This window comes from Paenibacillus sp. 37, assembly GCF_008386395.1.
GTDB lineage: Bacteria > Bacillota > Bacilli > Paenibacillales > Paenibacillaceae > Paenibacillus > Paenibacillus amylolyticus_B.
Genome location: NZ_CP043761.1, coordinates 4,132,928 through 4,148,237, shown reverse-complemented (window position 1 = coordinate 4,148,237; position 15,310 = coordinate 4,132,928). Strand labels below are relative to the sequence as shown.

The window sequence follows — 15,310 nt, the reverse complement described above, 5'->3', positions numbered from 1 at the left end:
AGATGAGAGGATGAAAAAGATCATTACTGATAGACCGGATAAGATTCATGCAGAAACGATTATTGTAGGCGGAGGCGTTGTTGGATGTGCCATCGCATATGAGCTTGCTTCCCGTGGACAGGATGTGCTGTTGCTGGAGCGTTCGGCGATTGCAGGAGGCACTTCTTGCGCGGCGGCTGGAATGCTGGCGGCAGATAGTGAGGATTTTGCTCATCCTTTGATGGCTAAGCTCGCCAGGCAGAGTAGACAGTTACTTATCGAACAACAGGTGCTAATGGCTACACTCAGTGAGGTAGAGACTGGCCTGCAACGCCAGGGATTCCTAACTCCTTTTCGTTCATACAGTGAATTAAGTAGGTATAAGGACAATCGGAAGTCTGCGTTGTCTGCTTCTACTGATGAGGTATGGTGGGATCGTTCCGTTGTGCAACAGGAGGCATCATGGCTCAACAGAGATACGTATGGAGCCTATTACAGACCTTACGAGAGTGAAATTCTTCCAATCCATCTAACGAAGGCATACGCCGAATCCGCTCAAGCATTGGGAGCACGGGTTATGGAGGACATACAGGATATACGTGTGCAAGCAAACGAACACGGCGTTCAGGGGATCACCACATCGATCGGTGAGATGAAATGCAAACATGTCATTATAGCGGCTGGATTACAGAGTGAAGAGTTGATGAGACATGTAAATCTGAGCTTGCCTGTGTGGTCGGTGAAAGGTGAAATAGCTGCCGTTCAGTTCTCAGATGAACATGCAGGGTACAGACCTGACAGAACGGTTTATGCAGAGGATATCTATATTGTTCCCAAAGCCAATGGCGAAGTTTGGCTTGGGGCAACCAGTCTGCCAGGCAGAACGGATTTGAACGTTTCTGTACAGGGTGTTCAAAAGCTGCTAACAGCGGCTACCCACTGGGTGCCTGGGATGAAGGAAGCGCAATTTATACGAGCGTGGGCAGGCGTAAGACCAGCAACTCCAGATGGATTGCCTTATATAGGTGCTTGCAAGAGTATACCCGGGCTGTTCGCCGCCTTTGGGCATTACCGCAACGGTATCTTGCTTAGTGCGATAACAGGCAGGCTTATCGCTGAGTTGCTCGCTGGCAAAATCTCAGAAGAACTCGGAATTGAGGCGCTGAGTCCGGAGCGATTGAACAGAAAGGGAGTGGTGCAGTGAATATCATCGTTAATGGTCAACGGATGGAGATTGAAGACAGATTGAATCGTGTGGATAAACTGCTTAAATCTTTTGATCTGCAAGTCAAGACTGTAGTTGTAGAGCTGAACAAGCATATTTTAACCCGTGAGTATCATGAAACGACGGCATTAAGAGAAGGCGATCGAATTGAGATTGTACATTTTGTAGGAGGCGGTTGATGATGTTGAACATTGGTAAATATACGTTTGAGTCCAGATTGTTGCTCGGAACAGGCAAGTTTTCGGATCTGGAAGTGCAAAGTCAGGCTGTGGAAGCATCTGAAACGGAAGTTTTGACTTTTGCTGTTCGTCGTCTGAATTTGGAGGAACGTAATCAGAAGCATTTCCTGGATACGTTGGATCTGGACAAATACACACTTCTTCCGAATACGGCAGGGGCTTCCACTGCGGAAGAGGCGGTGCGGATTGCCGAGCTTGCGCGGGCTTCAGGACTTTGTGATATGATAAAAGTTGAAGTCATCGGAGATGGAATGACGTTACTCCCAGATCCAATTGAAACGTACAAGGCTTGCGAAATTTTGCTTGAAAATGGCTTCACGGTATTGCCTTATATTTCAGATGATGTCATTCTGGCCAAAAGGCTACAATTGCTTGGCGTACATGCTGTAATGCCTGGCGCTTCTCCCATCGGAGCTGGCAGAGGCATTATCAATCCCTATAACCTTGAGATCATCATTGAGCAGGCCGTTGTGCCTGTGATTGTGGATGCAGGGTTGCGCTCCCCAAAAGATGCTGCTTATGCGATGGAACTTGGTGCAGATGGCGTATTGTTAAATACAGCCGTATCCGGATCAGGGGATCCAGTGAGCATGGCTAAAGCGATGCGATTGGGGGTAGAAGCGGGTAGACTGGCATATGAGGCAGGCATGATTCCAGTAAAGCGTTATGCAGCAGCCAGTAGTCCGGTGGAAGGAATGGTTCATACATGACAGATCAATTAACATCTTCATCCTCAGAACAGGCCGATCGTTATTCCAGACAGGAACGGTACGCGCCACTTGGCAAGGAAGGCCAGGCCAGATTAAAGGGCAGCAGAGTTTTAATTGTAGGGGCTGGCGCACTCGGAACAGGAATTGCAGAAACGTTAGTTCGTTCAGGAGTCGGACACTTAACGATTGTGGATCGTGATTATGTGGAGTGGAGTAACCTGCAGCGGCAGCAATTATATGTAGAACAGGACGCGCTTGAGCGGATACCGAAGGCAATGGCGGCGGAAAAACGTTTATCTGCCATTAATTCCACGGTTCATGTGGAAGGGAAAGTTTTGGACGTCAGAGTAGATGAATTGGAAGAACTCGTTCAGCATACCGACTTGATCATGGATGCAACGGATAACTTTGATACCCGACTACTCATTAACGACATGGCACAGAAGCACCGTGTTCCCTGGATTTATGGTGGATGCGTAGGTAGTTACGGTATTACCTATACATTTATGCCTGGAGATACGCCATGTTTAAATTGTTTGCTGGGTGAAGTCCCTCTGGGTGGAGATACCTGTGATACGTCTGGCATCATACCTCAAGCAGTACAGATGGTAACGGCGAATCAGACCGCAGAGGCGATGAAGTTACTTAGCGGCAATGCAAATGCATTGAGACGTAAGTTATTGTCATTTGACGTGTGGAGGAACGAATACATATCCATTAATGTGGATGGTGCGAAAAAGCAAAACTGTCCTTCCTGCGGCACTTCAGCAACGTATCCATATCTTTCTGCGTCCAATCTGGAGAAAACCGATGTGTTGTGTGGCAGGGACACCGTTCAGATCCGACCTGCACGGCGTATGAATCTGGATCTTCAACATACAGCGGATCGTCTGAACAGGCTTCAAGAAGGAAAAGTGGAATCCAATCCGTTTCTGGTTTCTTTTACAACAGGAGTCCATAGAATGGTCATTTTCCAAGATGGACGTGTCCTCGTACACGGAACAAAAGACACAGCTGAAGCACGTACGCTCGTCCATCGTTACTTTGGTTAAAGCAAGAAAGAAGCAAAGTCTGTTCCCTTGAGGGAATGGACTTTTTCATTTTACGGCATGCTATCTGTACCAACCATTGGTACGAGCAGTGGGGATAGAGACAGGCCGGGTGAAAAAGAGTGAAAACAGCCATTTTGCTGATTGGAGCAGGAGAGCGGGTCAGCCTTATTCAGGATGTTTTATGTAGCGAAGGGTATGAAGTGCAACGAATGGAGTGGTCTGAACTAAACCAATCCGTCGAGCCTTCGTTGCTGCATATTAACCTGATCATCCTGGTAGACCGGGAAGAGGGGAAGGAACATTGTGGCCAGGCTCAGAAATTAGAGTTAAAACGATGGATAGATAAAGGTCAAGTTATACCTCTACTGGTTATCACGTCTAACGCATCTCCTCAATTCATCGTGGAGTGGCTGGATTACGGAGCTAATGACGTGATGGAGGAACCCATTCACTTGAACGTGATGCTTGCCAGAATACGAAACTTATTGCGTGTTTTTGCGAATGCATCACCAGAGGGTGAAGAAGTAATTGTAGTCCATGATCTTAAAGTGAATTTGCGTTCGAGGCGGGTAAATCGTGCGGGGGAATACCTGACATTAACGCCAAAAGAATACGAATTGCTGGAATATCTGGCCCTGCATGTGAATGAAGCATGTACCCGGAGTGATATTTTGCGGGAAGTATGGGGATATGAGTATGCGATGGATACCAACGTTGTGGATGTGTATATCAAACATCTGAGGGTTAAGGTGGATAAAGGAAGGAGTGTAAAACTGATTCATACTGTGCGTGGGATCGGTTATATGCTGCATGATAAAAATTAGATTACGCAGTTAGTTCCATGAATCACCAGTTTAGAGTGTGGCAAAAAGAGGGTAAAAATAAAAGACCGGATAGTAACCTCCGGTCCTTACTGATTAGCTATGATAAGTTCTAGAGTACACGGCGAGCTTTAACATACGTTCTCTTCCAAGTACCGGAGTTTAGATCTGAGATGGTTACGCCTGGAGATCCATACGTATGCAGAATCTTGCCGTTCCCGGCATATACGCCTACGTGAGTGACATTGGAACCAGTAGAACGGCTACCACTGGAGAAGAATACCAGATCTCCGACACGCAGATTAGCTTTAGACACAGCTTTACCTTCTTTGGATTGTTTCACGGAAGTGCGCGGCAAATCTACACCATACTTTTTGAAAATATATTTCATAAAAGAAGAGCAGTCAAAAACCTTGGTTGTTGATGTTGAAGCACCAAATTTATATGGAGTTCCAGTGAATTTTTTGCCATAGTTAACAATTTGTTGACCTGTGGATACAGAAGCAGTTGCTGCCTGTGCAACAGGTGCGTTAGTCATTAATACAGCTCCAAAACCTAGTGTAGCGCACAACCCGACGGTTACGGCCTTTTGGACAAAGATGTTTGTTTTCATGTTAGTTAGTACCTCCAAAATTCGTTTTCGTTAAGTTGCTAGAGCGAGTATAACAGCTTTGTAACAGCCTAGAAATTGGATAGGGAAGTGTAATCCCTTGCGCCACAATGGTTTGGGTATGTTTATTAAAATATGATTAAAAATGTCAAAAAATTAATCATTGACGGATGAAGAATAATGATGAAACAACAAAGACCCTTGAAGATCAAGGGTCTTTATTATGTGTGAACCTATTTTTTTCATTGAATCACTGGTTACAAAAACGTAATAAATAACTATGAAGCATACGAATAGATTCAATCTTTGCTCTGAATAATCAGTAATAAGCCACTATCAATAGTGACTGTACCGGAGGAACCTAAGAGCTTGTTGCTTACACCCAGGGATTGTCCCATGCGAATGGTGGCTTGATCTAGCGGATACATAAAACCATCTAGAGTTATTCCTGTAACTTCATGAGTCAAGGGCAGCAGAGAAACATATTTATAGTCTCGGTGCTCAACCACAGCGTTGGATGTTGTCAGTGTCATGTAGTTGTGCTTGTCCTGAATGGCACAGGAGATATGATGTTGCATCGCGCGAACCATGATATGTACATTAGCGAGAGTGTGATCCATACGTGTACCTGTAGCACCTAACATTAAGATGTGAGAAGGTTCGTAATCTAGCGCTGTCTCAAAAGCCATTTCTGTATCAGTAAGATCCTTATGAACAGGGTCACATGTAATGAACCGAATGCTATTGTTGCTTACAATGATACGTTCCTCTTCAGTAATGGAGTCGAAGTCTCCAACTGCAATGTGAGGCTGAATGCCGTGTTCAATTAAAAATAATGCACCGCGATCGGCCGCGATGATCATATCATCTTCTCGTATTTCCTGAAGTAATTCTACAGATAAGTTTCCGCCTGTAAAAATAACTATCCGTTTCACCGTCATTTTATTTCATCCTTCCTAATTCAGAGAAAAATAGTTCATTGTTCAAATATAATGTTGGAACCTGTACAAATATATTCACCAAACCAGTATAATCCACAAAATGTGGTTGCACAATTTCAGTGCTCGCGGATACAATGGGTAGAGCGACATGGAGATGACTTGAAAAGTGAGGTTTGAACAGGTTGGACTTACACATTTTTGAAGTATTCAGCATTATAGGCACTATCGCATTTGCAATGTCCGGCGCTTTCGTGGCAATGGAAGAGGAGTATGACATTCTGGGTGTACTAGTGCTTGGACTTGTCACGGCATTCGGAGGCGGGATTATCCGGAATGTACTTATAGGTATACCTGTAACGACACTGTGGAGCCAGGGATCACTTATTATGTTAGCCTTAGTATCTGTAGCGATTGCGTTTATATTACCTCTCAAGTGGATTAGTCACTGGAAGCGAACAGAGGCGTTGTTTGATGCAATCGGACTCGCAGCATTTGCAATTCAAGGGGCGCTGTACGCTGCGAACATGGGACATCCCATTAGCGCAGTTATCGTTGCAGCAGTAATGACCGGTATTGGTGGGGGCGTTATTCGTGATGTGCTTGCTGGACGTAAACCGCTTGTATTGCGTGACGAAATTTATGCTGTATGGGCAATGACAGCTGGTTTTGTCATAGGTATGGGCTGGTTAACAACGAATGCTGGATTATTATTTTGTTTTGCGGCAGTTGTGTTCTTCCGGATGTGTTCTGTACATTATAAATGGAAACTGCCACGTCGTTCGCTCGTACCATCTGAGACCGGGAACGTCAGTCATCAGCCGGAGAGCATTGTGACACAGCCAACATCGTCGGTACTTCAAGGTACGTTAAGCAAGGGGGATTAATATGATTAATGTTTTGTTTGTATGTCTGGGCAATATATGTAGATCACCAATGGCTGAGGCCGTTTTGCGTCACAAAGTCCTGGAGAAGGGGCTAGAACACCAGATTCGCGTGGACTCAGCGGGTACAGGCGACTGGCACGTTGGTAAACCTCCACATGAAGGGACTCGGAAATTGCTGGATTCGTACCAGATTTCTTATGCCAACATGGCAGCGAGACAATTCGCCAGCGAAGACTTTACTCAGTTTGATTACATTGTGGTTATGGATAATTCTAATGCAGATAATATACGCAATGTTCCAGGCGGAGCTGATGCAGACATCATCAAGTTCATGGACATGCTTCCTGATGAAAAACTCAGAGAAGTACCTGACCCATATTACACAGGCAATTTTGAAGAGGTGTACGAGCTGGTTAACGCAGGCTGCGATGTTCTGTTGAAAAAGATTGAAGCCGAACATTCCTTAGCCTAAAAAGTAAACGAAATTCATGCTTAATTTGTAATTCGACAAAGAAGCAGGATTAGAGCACTTAAAGCAAGCAGGATATCCTGCTTCTTTTTCAGATTACAATTGTAAGCGGTATCATTGCGGTGGAAAACAATAGCGGCATTTCAGCCGCCTGTTAGTGTGGTCCTGTTATCTTTCCTGGAGAAAATAAAGTAATGCTTCTGGCAATTCCTTCTGCCAAAAACCCCATTGGTGTTTTCCGTCTTTCTCCTGGTAGGAGACGAGGGCACCACGTTTTTCCAGCAATTCTCGAGTATCCCGGTTTAATTGAACAAAATCATACGTACCCGTGTCTGCCTCAAAATCAGTCTCCTGCAAACCAACAATCATCCAGATCGAGAGCCAAGACAGATCTTCAGCTGCGGCATAGATTTCCTGAGAAGCAGAGTAGAAAGCGCCAGACATGCTGATCACACGTGTGAACAGATCCGGATATAACAGAGCAAGATGAAGCGAAACACTGCCACCGAGCGAGTCTCCGGCAAGAATGCGTTCCTGCGGAGAACGGCGCACAGGATATTTCTCTTCTATATAGGGAATAATCTCTTCAGCGAAGCAAGCGGTATATGCCTTGAACCGATCACCAAATGGAGCATATTCCTGCGTTCTCACAGACACATCGACCTGAACCCCTACAATAATGAAAGGTTCGGCTCCTTCGTCCAGAATAATTTGGTTAGCTGTTGTAGCAATTCGTCCGAAATTAAAAAATTCTTCGCCATCCTGACAATATACGACAGGGTAGCTAAGCAATTCGTTATAGCCCGGAGGGAGGTAAATACGGAGCGTTCGCTTCTCTCCGAGATAGCGACTTTCAATCTCTTCCTTCACAATCGTGCGTTTCAAATAGCGGGAATCCGTCATAAAACGTCACCTTTCTCGGTTAATTTTTTGCATTCGACCGCGCAATACGGTAAGATTACCCTTGTGCGGGGTTAGGTCAAACACGCAATCATGTATTATGCTGTTATACCAATATTAAGCCCCTGTTATACATACAATCCGGCAGGAAACATAAAAAAATTACGGATTTCTTTGACGTATGGAGTGAAACAGGTGTATAATAATATTATAACAGCGGAACTTGATATTCAAATTTTTTGTTGAGGTGAAGAAAAAAATGAGCAAGGTTCCTTATGAAGTGTATACAGAGGATGTAGAAGCTCTGTCCGTGCTGTCTCCTGACGGCGAAATTGTTAACAAAGACATGATGCCTACACTTTCCGATGATCAATTAAAAGAAATTATGTACCGCATGGTATTTACCCGTACTTGGGATGACCGTGCAGTAAACCTGGGCCGTCAAGGTCGTCTTGGTTTCTATGCTCCAGTATCTGGTCAAGAAGCTACAATGGTTGGTAGTGAATTTGCAATTGAAAAAGAAGACTTTGTATGTCCTGGCTATCGTGACATTCCGCAACTCGTATGGCATGGACTTCCTCTTTATCAAGCATTCTTGTACTCCCGTGGACACCAACATGGTGGACAAATTCCAGATGGCGTTAATGTATTGATGCCACAAATCATCATTGGTGCACAAATTCTGCATGCAATGGGTATCGCTATGGGTTACAAATTGAAGAAACAAAAACAAGTTGTTATCACGTACACAGGTGATGGCGGTTCTTCTGAAGGTGACTTCTACGAAGGTCTGAACTACGCTGGTGTATACAAACTGCCTGTTATCTTCTTTGTACAAAACAATGGTTATGCCATCACAACTCCTTTTGCTAAACAAACAGCAGCTCTGTCCATCGCTCACAAAGCGGTAGCAGCAGGTATCAAAGGTGTTAAAGTTGACGGTATGGACATCTTCGCTGTTATCAAAGCTGTTCAGGAAGCTGCTGAACGTGGACGTAACGGAGAAGGCGCAACATTGATCGAAGCAGTAACTTACCGTTTCCGTCCTCACTCCCTTTCGGATGATGCTTCCAAGTATCGTACAAAAGAAGAAGAGGCAGAATGGTCTGCTAAAGATCCTATCGCACGTTTCGCTAAATATCTGGAGAAAAAAGGTCTTTGGACTGAAGAAGATACAGCACGTGTGAAAGAAGAAGCAAAAGCTAAAGTGAACGAAGAGATCAAAAAAGCGGAAAAAACCGAGAAAATGACGATTTCAGGCTTGATCGACAGCATGTTCGAACAAACGCCTAAGCACTTGGAAGAGCAAAAAGCTGATTTCCAATAAGTTTTTTCCGATAAAGCATAAACATCCGCGACTTTAATGTCCCGGTATACATGTACGAATTCAAATGTGAACTGTCAATGTTTAAGGAGGAAATGAAGCAAATGGCACAAATGAACATGAAAGAAGCAATCCGTGATGCGCTTCGCGTGGAGTTGAAACGTGATCCTAACGTTCTGCTTTTCGGTGAAGACGTAGGTAATGTAGGCGGCGTTTTCCGTGTAACGGAAGGTCTGCAAAAAGAGTTTGGCGAAGAGCGTGTATTTGATACACCACTGGCTGAGTCCGCTATTGGTGGTCTGGCTGTAGGTCTGGGTGTTCAAGGCTTCCGTCCGGTTGCTGAGATCCAATTCGTTGGTTTTATCTTTGAAGCCCTTGACCAAATGGTAGTGCAAGCTGCTCGTATGCGTTTCCGCTCCGGTGGAAAATACAATTCTCCAATCGTATTCCGTACACCATTCGGTGGCGGTGTAAAAGCGGCAGAATTGCATACAGATTCCCTGGAAGGTCTGCTAACGCAAACACCAGGTATCAAAGTCGTTGTTCCTTCTAACCCTTACGATGCAAAAGGTCTGATGATCGCTTCTATTCGCGATAACGATCCTGTATTCTTCATGGAGCACTTGAACCTGTACCATGCTTTCCGTGCAGAAGTGCCTGAAGAAGATTACGTTGTTGAGTTGGGTAAAGCGAACGTTGTTCGTGAAGGTTCTGATGTAACAATCATTACTTACGGTATGATGGTTCACACTTCTGTGAAAGCAGCAGATGAACTCGAAAAACAAGGAATCAAAGTTGAAGTTATCGACCTTCGTACGGTTAGCCCGATCGACATCGATACTATCGTTGCTTCCGTTAAGAAAACAAACCGTGCAATTGTTGTACAGGAAGCTCAAAAGAGCGCAGGTGTTGCAGCTGAAGTCATTGCCCAAATCAATGAAAAAGCAATCCTGCACTTGGAAGCACCGGTTCTGCGTGTAGCTGGTCCGGACACTGTATATCCATTTGCACAAATCGAAGATACATGGCTGCCTAACCCGGCGCGTATCGTTGCTGCGGTTAACAAAGTCGTAAATTTCTAATTTAATCATCTGACATGCCGCAAGGCGCAGTATGGTGATTCACACCGCAGCGCAAGCTGCACTGTAAACAGCCATTAGCCCCTTGAGTAACAGTTATTTGCATTAGCAGTAACAGTTGTTTCTTGGAGTTAAGGGTTGTTTTCAGGATTGAGCACATAATCAAGGAGGTTTTTCAGTTGGCTAAATTTGAATATAAATTCCCTGAATTGGGCGAAGGCCTGCACGAAGGCGAAATCATCAAGATGCACATCAAAGTCGGTGACAAAGTAACTGACGACGACATCATCATGGAAGTACAGAACGACAAAGCGGTTGTAGAAGTACCTTGTCCGGTTAACGGAACAGTTACAGAAGTATTCGCTAAAGACGGTCAAGTCTGCCACGTTGGTGAAGTTGTAGCGATCATCGATGCAGAAGGCGAACTTCCTGAGCAAGACGACGCTCCTGCTGGCGATCAAGGCGAGCAAGAGAAAGATGCAGCGCAAGGCGGAGCTGACACAAGCGGTTCTTCTGCAGCAGCTTCCAGCTCGGATGCAGCTAAAGAAGGCGGCAACAACAGCGTTCCGGCAGTACCTGCCAAAGACGTTCTGGCAACACCAAGCGTGCGTAAATTTGCTCGCGAACAAGGTGTAGACATCGCACAGGTTAACGGAACTGGCAACAACGGTAAAGTAACCAAAGAAGATGTTGAATCCTTCAAAAACGGTGGCGGTTCTTCCGCAGCGGCATCTTCCGAAACTCCGGCTCAAGAAGAGAAAAAATCCGCACCAGCAGCGGCTGCAGCTGATCAATACCTTGAAGAAGAGCGCGTACCATTCAAAGGTATCCGTAAAGCAATCTCTAATGCAATGGTTAAATCGGCTTACACAGCACCTCACGTTACAATCATGGACGAAGTGGACGTAACTGAATTGGTTGCTTTCCGTACTCGCATGAAACCAATTGCAGAGAAAAAAGGAACAAAAGTTACTTATCTGCCATTCATCGTTAAAGCACTGGTTGCGGCTTCCCGCCAATTCCCGGCTCTGAACGCTATGATTGATGAAGAAGCTAACGAAATTGTTTACAAAAAATACTACAACATCGGTATCGCTACAGATACAGACAACGGCTTGATCGTTCCTGTTATCAAAGATGCTGATCGTAAATCCATCTGGATGATTGCTGATTCTATCCGTGATTTGGCTGCTCGTGGTCGTGAGGGCAAATTGAGCGCGAATGAAATGAGAGGAAGCACAATCTCCATCAGTAACATTGGTTCTGCTGGCGGTATGTTCTTCACTCCAATCATCAACTTCCCTGAAGTTGCTATTCTCGGAACAGGACGCATCAGCGAAAAAGCAGTGATCAAAAACGGCGAAGTAGTTGCAGCACCTGTAATGGCTCTTTCCCTGAGCTTTGACCACCGTATCATCGATGGCGCAACAGCACAAAACTTTATGAATTACATTAAACAGCTGCTCGCTAACCCTGAGCTGCTTGTTATGGAGGTGTAAGATATGGTAGTAGGCGACGCTTCTCTCAATATCGACACATTAGTAATTGGTGCGGGTCCTGGCGGCTATGTAGCTGCCATCCGCGCTGCTCAACTGGGCCAAAGCGTATTGATCGTAGACAAATCCGAACTGGGCGGTGTTTGTTTGAACCGTGGATGTATTCCATCCAAAGCCCTGATCTCTGCTGCACACCAATATGAGTCTGCACTTCACGGTGAAGCTTTTGGTATCTCTGCTGAGAACGTAAAAGTGGACTTCAGCAAAACTCAAGAGTTCAAAAACGGTGTTGTTAAGAAAATGACTGGCGGCGTAGCTGGTTTGCTCAAAGGCAACAAAGTTGAAGTTTTCAACGGTGAGTGCATGTTCATCAACGAAAACGAAGCTCGTGTATTCAATGACCACGAGTCTCCGCGTTACAAATTTAAAAATGCAATTATTGCAACAGGTTCCCGTCCAATCGAACTGAAACCTTTCCCATTTGGCGGACGTATTCTGTCTTCGACAGAAGCTCTGAACTTGCCTGAAGTACCAAAAAGCATGATCGTTATTGGTGGCGGATATATCGGTGCTGAGCTTGGTCAAATGTACTCCAAATTCGGTGCGAAAGTAACAATAATCGAAGGTTTGGATACAGTACTGCCAGGTTTCGATAAAGACATGACTAGCCTCGTGGCTAAAAACATGAAGAAAACAGGCATCGAAATCGTAACGGGTGCAAAAGCTGAAAGTGCTGAGCAAACGGATAAAGATGTAACTGTTAAGTACTCTGTAAATGGTGAGTCCAAAGAAGTAACTGCAGATTACCTGCTGGTAACTGTTGGACGTCGTCCAAACACAGATGGAGAACTTGGTCTCGACATGATTGGTGTTGACGTTGACGAGCGTGGATTTGTCAAAGTTGACCACCAAGGTCGTACCAGCATTCCTCACATCTTCGCTATCGGTGACATCGTATCTGGTCTGGCTCTGGCACACAAAGCTTCTTATGAAGGTAAAGTGGCTGCTGAAGCAATCGCAGGACAACCATCTGTAGTTGACTACAAATGTATGCCAGCTGTTGTTTTCACAGATCCAGAGTGTTCCAGCGTAGGTTACACTGAGAAAGAAGCTAAAGAAAAAGGTTACAAAGTAAAAGCTGGCAAATTCCCTTATGCGGGTAACGGCCGTGCTGTATCTTTGAACCACGCTGAAGGCTTCGTGAAAATCGTAGCTGACGAAGAAAGCGGCCTTGTATTGGGTTGCCAAATCGTAGGTCTGGAAGCTTCCAACCTGATTGCTGAGCTTGGTTTGGCAATTGAGATGGGCGCTACTTTGGAAGATCTGGCTCTCACAATTCACGCTCACCCAACTTTGGGCGAAATCGTGATGGAAGCTGCGGAATTGGTTATGGGTCACCCGATCCACATCATCTCCCGTTAAGATCATCTAAGCTTCAGATCCGTCCGGCATTATACGTATATCAGAAGAGACGAATGACGTTAACGCGTTATTCGTCTCTTTTTTCTGAGCAAGAGCCGAGAAATTTAAGATACTCATGTATGTAATATGATGAAAATTTACACGCTCACAAGTTTTAGTGAATTGATTTTATCCAACAACTTAATTGTGGTACACTGTAGTAATGATCAGTTATGATGTGGCTCCAAGCCAATCACGGTCTATGTATTTAGTATTTAAGTTAAATTAATCTTTTACACGAGAACGTAGAGGACAGAAAGAACCTGAAGAAGCGGAGCTAAAAGCTTTCTGAAAGAAAGCTGCATCGGAAGCATACGCTGCGCCTTTATCACCGGATTTTACCTTTGGAAAAGGAAATCAAAAAAAATCTGGGGATAACAGCGATCGGAAGGTTGTTCTGTCATCGGAGTGGTAAGTGTAAATAATCTTTAGTTTAGTACGAATAAAAGTGTGAGGAGATATCAACATGAAAAACTATCTCGATTTATTGCAGGATATTCTGAACAACGGCGTGCATAAAGGAGACCGTACAGGAACAGGAACACAATCTGTATTTGGCAGACAGCTCCGTTATGATCTCTCCGAAGGATTTCCGCTGGTAACAACCAAGCGAATTCATCTCAAATCGGTTATTCATGAACTGTTGTGGTTTTTGAGTGGCGATACCAATATATCTTATTTGAAAGAAAACGGTGTGAAGATCTGGGACGACTGGGCGGACGAAAATGGCGACCTCGGTCCGGTATATGGTTCACAATGGCGTACTTGGGAAGCACCTAATGGGGAGAAGATCGATCAGATCTCTGCAGTCATTGATTCGATCAAAAATAATCCGGATTCGCGTCGTCACCTTGTCAGCGCATGGAATGTGGCTGAGATCAACCATATGAAGCTTCCACCTTGTCATTTTGCGTTTCAGTTTTACGTTGCAGAGGGTAAATTATCATGTATGCTTACGATGCGTTCCGTAGATACGTTCCTCGGATTGCCGTTTAACATCGCGAGTTATGCGCTCTTGACTCATATGATCGCGCAGCAATGTGACCTTGAGGTGGGTGATTTCATCTGGTCTGGTGGGGATGTTCACATCTATTCCAACCATGTTGATCAGGTCAAAACTCAGCTGGAGCGTGAACCTTATGCTTTACCTAAGCTGGTAATCAAACGTAAGCCGGATTCTATTTTTGATTATAAGTTTGAAGATTTCGAGTTTGAGAACTATCAGCATCATCCGGGCATTAAAGCTCCAATTGCAGTCTAATTATGTGTTCAATCTCGACAAGAGACTTGGATTGAAGGAGTGTATTACCCATGAGTATTGAATTGGTATGGGCAATGGGGGAGAACGGCGTGATCGGATTAAATAATTCGATTCCATGGCGTTTACCCAAGGATATGGCCTTTTTCAAACAACGTACATTAAACAAAACGATTATCATGGGACGTAATACGTGGGAATCTTTTGGCGGTAAGCCGCTTCCTCAGCGTCGTAATATCGTAGTGACAAGAGATCTGAACTACAAGGTGGAACAGGCTGAAATCGTACATACGATTGAAGAGGGTCTGAGTGTAACCAAAGGTGAGGAACTGTGCGTAATTGGAGGTTCCCAAGTGTATCGTGAGTTCCTGCCACTTGCAGATCGTCTTGTGGTGACCAAAATTCATGAGAATTTTGAGGGAGATACGTTTTTCCCTGAAGTGGACTGGTCCGAATGGGAACTGATTGAACAGATTGAAGGCGAACAGGATGAAAAAAATGTTCATGCGTATACATTTGAATTTTACGAACGTAAACGGTAAATGTGGCATAAGAAATTCCTGACTTCGGTCGTATTTGTATGATGAGAGGCGCTGATTGCGAAATATTCGTGAACAGCGTCTTTTCTTTTATAAAAAAAAGAGTCACTTGTTTAAATTGGAATACATATAACATTAATATAACATGATTAATTGGTATTTATGTATAATATACATACGACCAAGCATTAAACAGTAAAAAAGTGTAAAAGTTTTGAGGTTTTAACGTTGTGAAGCCCTAAAACGAGTCTGATATTCGGAATTGAGAACGATTTATAGCAAAATATGTTGGATATGATGATAAATTATCTAACATTCACTTA

Annotated in this window: 16 protein-coding genes; 13 read left to right on the top strand and 3 right to left on the bottom strand. The window is 44.4% G+C overall.

Annotation, left to right across the window (positions count from 1 at the left end):
• Positions 1 to 10 precede the first annotated feature (10 nt).
• The 5 genes from thiO to F0220_RS17715 all read left to right on the top strand — a co-directional run bounded on the left by thiO (position 11) and on the right by F0220_RS17715 (position 4,029).
• A complete protein-coding gene (gene thiO / locus F0220_RS17735) occupies positions 11 to 1,183 on the top strand; it encodes a glycine oxidase ThiO (RefSeq protein WP_181155453.1) in 1,173 nt (390 codons plus the stop codon).
• The gene (thiS, locus tag F0220_RS17730) at positions 1,180 to 1,383 is read left to right on the top strand and encodes a sulfur carrier protein ThiS (RefSeq protein ID WP_091020730.1); all 204 of its coding nucleotides are present in this window, start codon (positions 1,180 to 1,182) and stop codon (positions 1,381 to 1,383) included. The genes thiO and thiS overlap by 4 nt, the downstream gene beginning before the upstream one ends.
• Positions 1,384 to 1,385: 2 nt before the next feature.
• Positions 1,386 to 2,153 carry a thiazole synthase gene (locus F0220_RS17725; RefSeq protein ID WP_105599172.1) on the top strand — a complete coding sequence of 256 codons (768 nt, stop codon included), beginning with the start codon at positions 1,386 to 1,388 and terminating at the stop codon, positions 2,151 to 2,153.
• Positions 2,150 to 3,205, top strand: a complete 1,056-nt coding sequence (locus F0220_RS17720; RefSeq protein WP_105599111.1) for a ThiF family adenylyltransferase — start codon at positions 2,150 to 2,152, stop codon at positions 3,203 to 3,205. The genes F0220_RS17725 and F0220_RS17720 overlap by 4 nt, the downstream gene beginning before the upstream one ends.
• A 119-nt stretch (positions 3,206 to 3,324) precedes the next feature.
• Complete coding sequence (locus F0220_RS17715) at positions 3,325 to 4,029, top strand: response regulator transcription factor (RefSeq protein WP_105599110.1); 705 nt, start codon at positions 3,325 to 3,327, stop codon at positions 4,027 to 4,029.
• Positions 4,030 to 4,138: 109 nt separating this feature from the next.
• On the opposite strand, the gene F0220_RS17710 is transcribed toward F0220_RS17715, so the two are convergent.
• Both F0220_RS17710 and F0220_RS17705 read right to left on the bottom strand, forming a co-directional pair.
• The gene (locus F0220_RS17710) at positions 4,139 to 4,639 is read right to left on the bottom strand and encodes a C40 family peptidase (protein ID WP_091020733.1); all 501 of its coding nucleotides are present in this window, start codon (positions 4,637 to 4,639) and stop codon (positions 4,139 to 4,141) included.
• 296 nt (positions 4,640 to 4,935) lie between these two features.
• The gene (locus F0220_RS17705; protein WP_091020734.1) at positions 4,936 to 5,577 is read right to left on the bottom strand and encodes a thiamine diphosphokinase; all 642 of its coding nucleotides are present in this window, start codon (positions 5,575 to 5,577) and stop codon (positions 4,936 to 4,938) included.
• Positions 5,578 to 5,759: 182 nt separating this feature from the next.
• Here F0220_RS17705 and F0220_RS17700 point away from each other — a divergent pair, with 182 nt between their 5' ends.
• Together F0220_RS17700 and F0220_RS17695 are read left to right on the top strand one after the other, a co-directional pair.
• Positions 5,760 to 6,461 (top strand): trimeric intracellular cation channel family protein, encoded by a 702-nt coding sequence (locus tag F0220_RS17700; protein ID WP_091020735.1) that lies wholly within the window; start codon positions 5,760 to 5,762, stop codon positions 6,459 to 6,461.
• 1 nt (position 6,462) lies between these two features.
• Positions 6,463 to 6,933, top strand: a complete 471-nt coding sequence (locus tag F0220_RS17695; RefSeq protein WP_105599109.1) for a low molecular weight protein-tyrosine-phosphatase — start codon at positions 6,463 to 6,465, stop codon at positions 6,931 to 6,933.
• Positions 6,934 to 7,098: 165 nt separating this feature from the next.
• On the opposite strand, the gene F0220_RS17690 is transcribed toward F0220_RS17695, so the two are convergent.
• Entirely contained in the window at positions 7,099 to 7,833 is a 735-nt protein-coding gene (locus F0220_RS17690) for an alpha/beta hydrolase (RefSeq protein WP_091020737.1), read from the bottom strand.
• 256 nt (positions 7,834 to 8,089) lie between these two features.
• Between F0220_RS17690 and pdhA the strand changes: the two genes are divergently transcribed.
• The 6 genes from pdhA to F0220_RS17660 all read left to right on the top strand — a co-directional run bounded on the left by pdhA (position 8,090) and on the right by F0220_RS17660 (position 14,990).
• Complete coding sequence (pdhA, locus tag F0220_RS17685; protein ID WP_017688072.1) at positions 8,090 to 9,157, top strand: pyruvate dehydrogenase (acetyl-transferring) E1 component subunit alpha; 1,068 nt, start codon at positions 8,090 to 8,092, stop codon at positions 9,155 to 9,157.
• A 101-nt stretch (positions 9,158 to 9,258) separates the two neighbouring features.
• Positions 9,259 to 10,236, top strand: coding sequence for an alpha-ketoacid dehydrogenase subunit beta (locus tag F0220_RS17680; protein ID WP_076210115.1), 978 nt, complete (start codon positions 9,259 to 9,261; stop codon positions 10,234 to 10,236).
• A 176-nt stretch (positions 10,237 to 10,412) separates the two neighbouring features.
• Entirely contained in the window at positions 10,413 to 11,732 is a 1,320-nt protein-coding gene (locus F0220_RS17675) for a dihydrolipoamide acetyltransferase family protein (protein WP_105599108.1), read from the top strand.
• A gap of 3 nt (positions 11,733 to 11,735) precedes the next feature.
• On the top strand, positions 11,736 to 13,151 hold the full coding sequence (gene lpdA, locus F0220_RS17670) for a dihydrolipoyl dehydrogenase (RefSeq protein WP_036613658.1): 1,416 nt from the start codon (positions 11,736 to 11,738) through the stop codon (positions 13,149 to 13,151).
• Positions 13,152 to 13,656: 505 nt separating this feature from the next.
• Positions 13,657 to 14,451: a thymidylate synthase gene (gene thyA / locus F0220_RS17665; protein ID WP_091020739.1), complete on the top strand. Its 795-nt coding sequence runs from the start codon at positions 13,657 to 13,659 to the stop codon at positions 14,449 to 14,451.
• A 50-nt stretch (positions 14,452 to 14,501) separates the two neighbouring features.
• Entirely contained in the window at positions 14,502 to 14,990 is a 489-nt protein-coding gene (locus F0220_RS17660; protein ID WP_036613663.1) for a dihydrofolate reductase, read from the top strand.
• The last annotated feature ends 320 nt before the right edge of the window (positions 14,991 to 15,310 follow it).

What these genes read in the sequence shown, in the direction of transcription:
- thiO (WP_181155453.1), top strand. Translation starts at nt 11, where the DNA reads ATGAAAAAGATCATTACTGATAGACCGGATAAGATTCATGCAGAAACG.
- F0220_RS17725 (WP_105599172.1), top strand. Translation starts at nt 1,386, where the DNA reads ATGTTGAACATTGGTAAATATACGTTTGAGTCCAGATTGTTGCTCGGA.
- F0220_RS17720 (WP_105599111.1), top strand. Translation starts at nt 2,150, where the DNA reads ATGACAGATCAATTAACATCTTCATCCTCAGAACAGGCCGATCGTTAT.
- F0220_RS17710 (WP_091020733.1), bottom strand. Translation starts at nt 4,639, where the DNA reads ATGAAAACAAACATCTTTGTCCAAAAGGCCGTAACCGTCGGGTTGTGC.
- F0220_RS17705 (WP_091020734.1), bottom strand. Translation starts at nt 5,577, where the DNA reads ATGACGGTGAAACGGATAGTTATTTTTACAGGCGGAAACTTATCTGTA.
- F0220_RS17695 (WP_105599109.1), top strand. Translation starts at nt 6,463, where the DNA reads ATGATTAATGTTTTGTTTGTATGTCTGGGCAATATATGTAGATCACCA.
- F0220_RS17690 (WP_091020737.1), bottom strand. Translation starts at nt 7,833, where the DNA reads ATGACGGATTCCCGCTATTTGAAACGCACGATTGTGAAGGAAGAGATT.
- pdhA (WP_017688072.1), top strand. Translation starts at nt 8,090, where the DNA reads ATGAGCAAGGTTCCTTATGAAGTGTATACAGAGGATGTAGAAGCTCTG.
- F0220_RS17680 (WP_076210115.1), top strand. Translation starts at nt 9,259, where the DNA reads ATGGCACAAATGAACATGAAAGAAGCAATCCGTGATGCGCTTCGCGTG.
- lpdA (WP_036613658.1), top strand. Translation starts at nt 11,736, where the DNA reads ATGGTAGTAGGCGACGCTTCTCTCAATATCGACACATTAGTAATTGGT.
- thyA (WP_091020739.1), top strand. Translation starts at nt 13,657, where the DNA reads ATGAAAAACTATCTCGATTTATTGCAGGATATTCTGAACAACGGCGTG.
- F0220_RS17660 (WP_036613663.1), top strand. Translation starts at nt 14,502, where the DNA reads ATGAGTATTGAATTGGTATGGGCAATGGGGGAGAACGGCGTGATCGGA.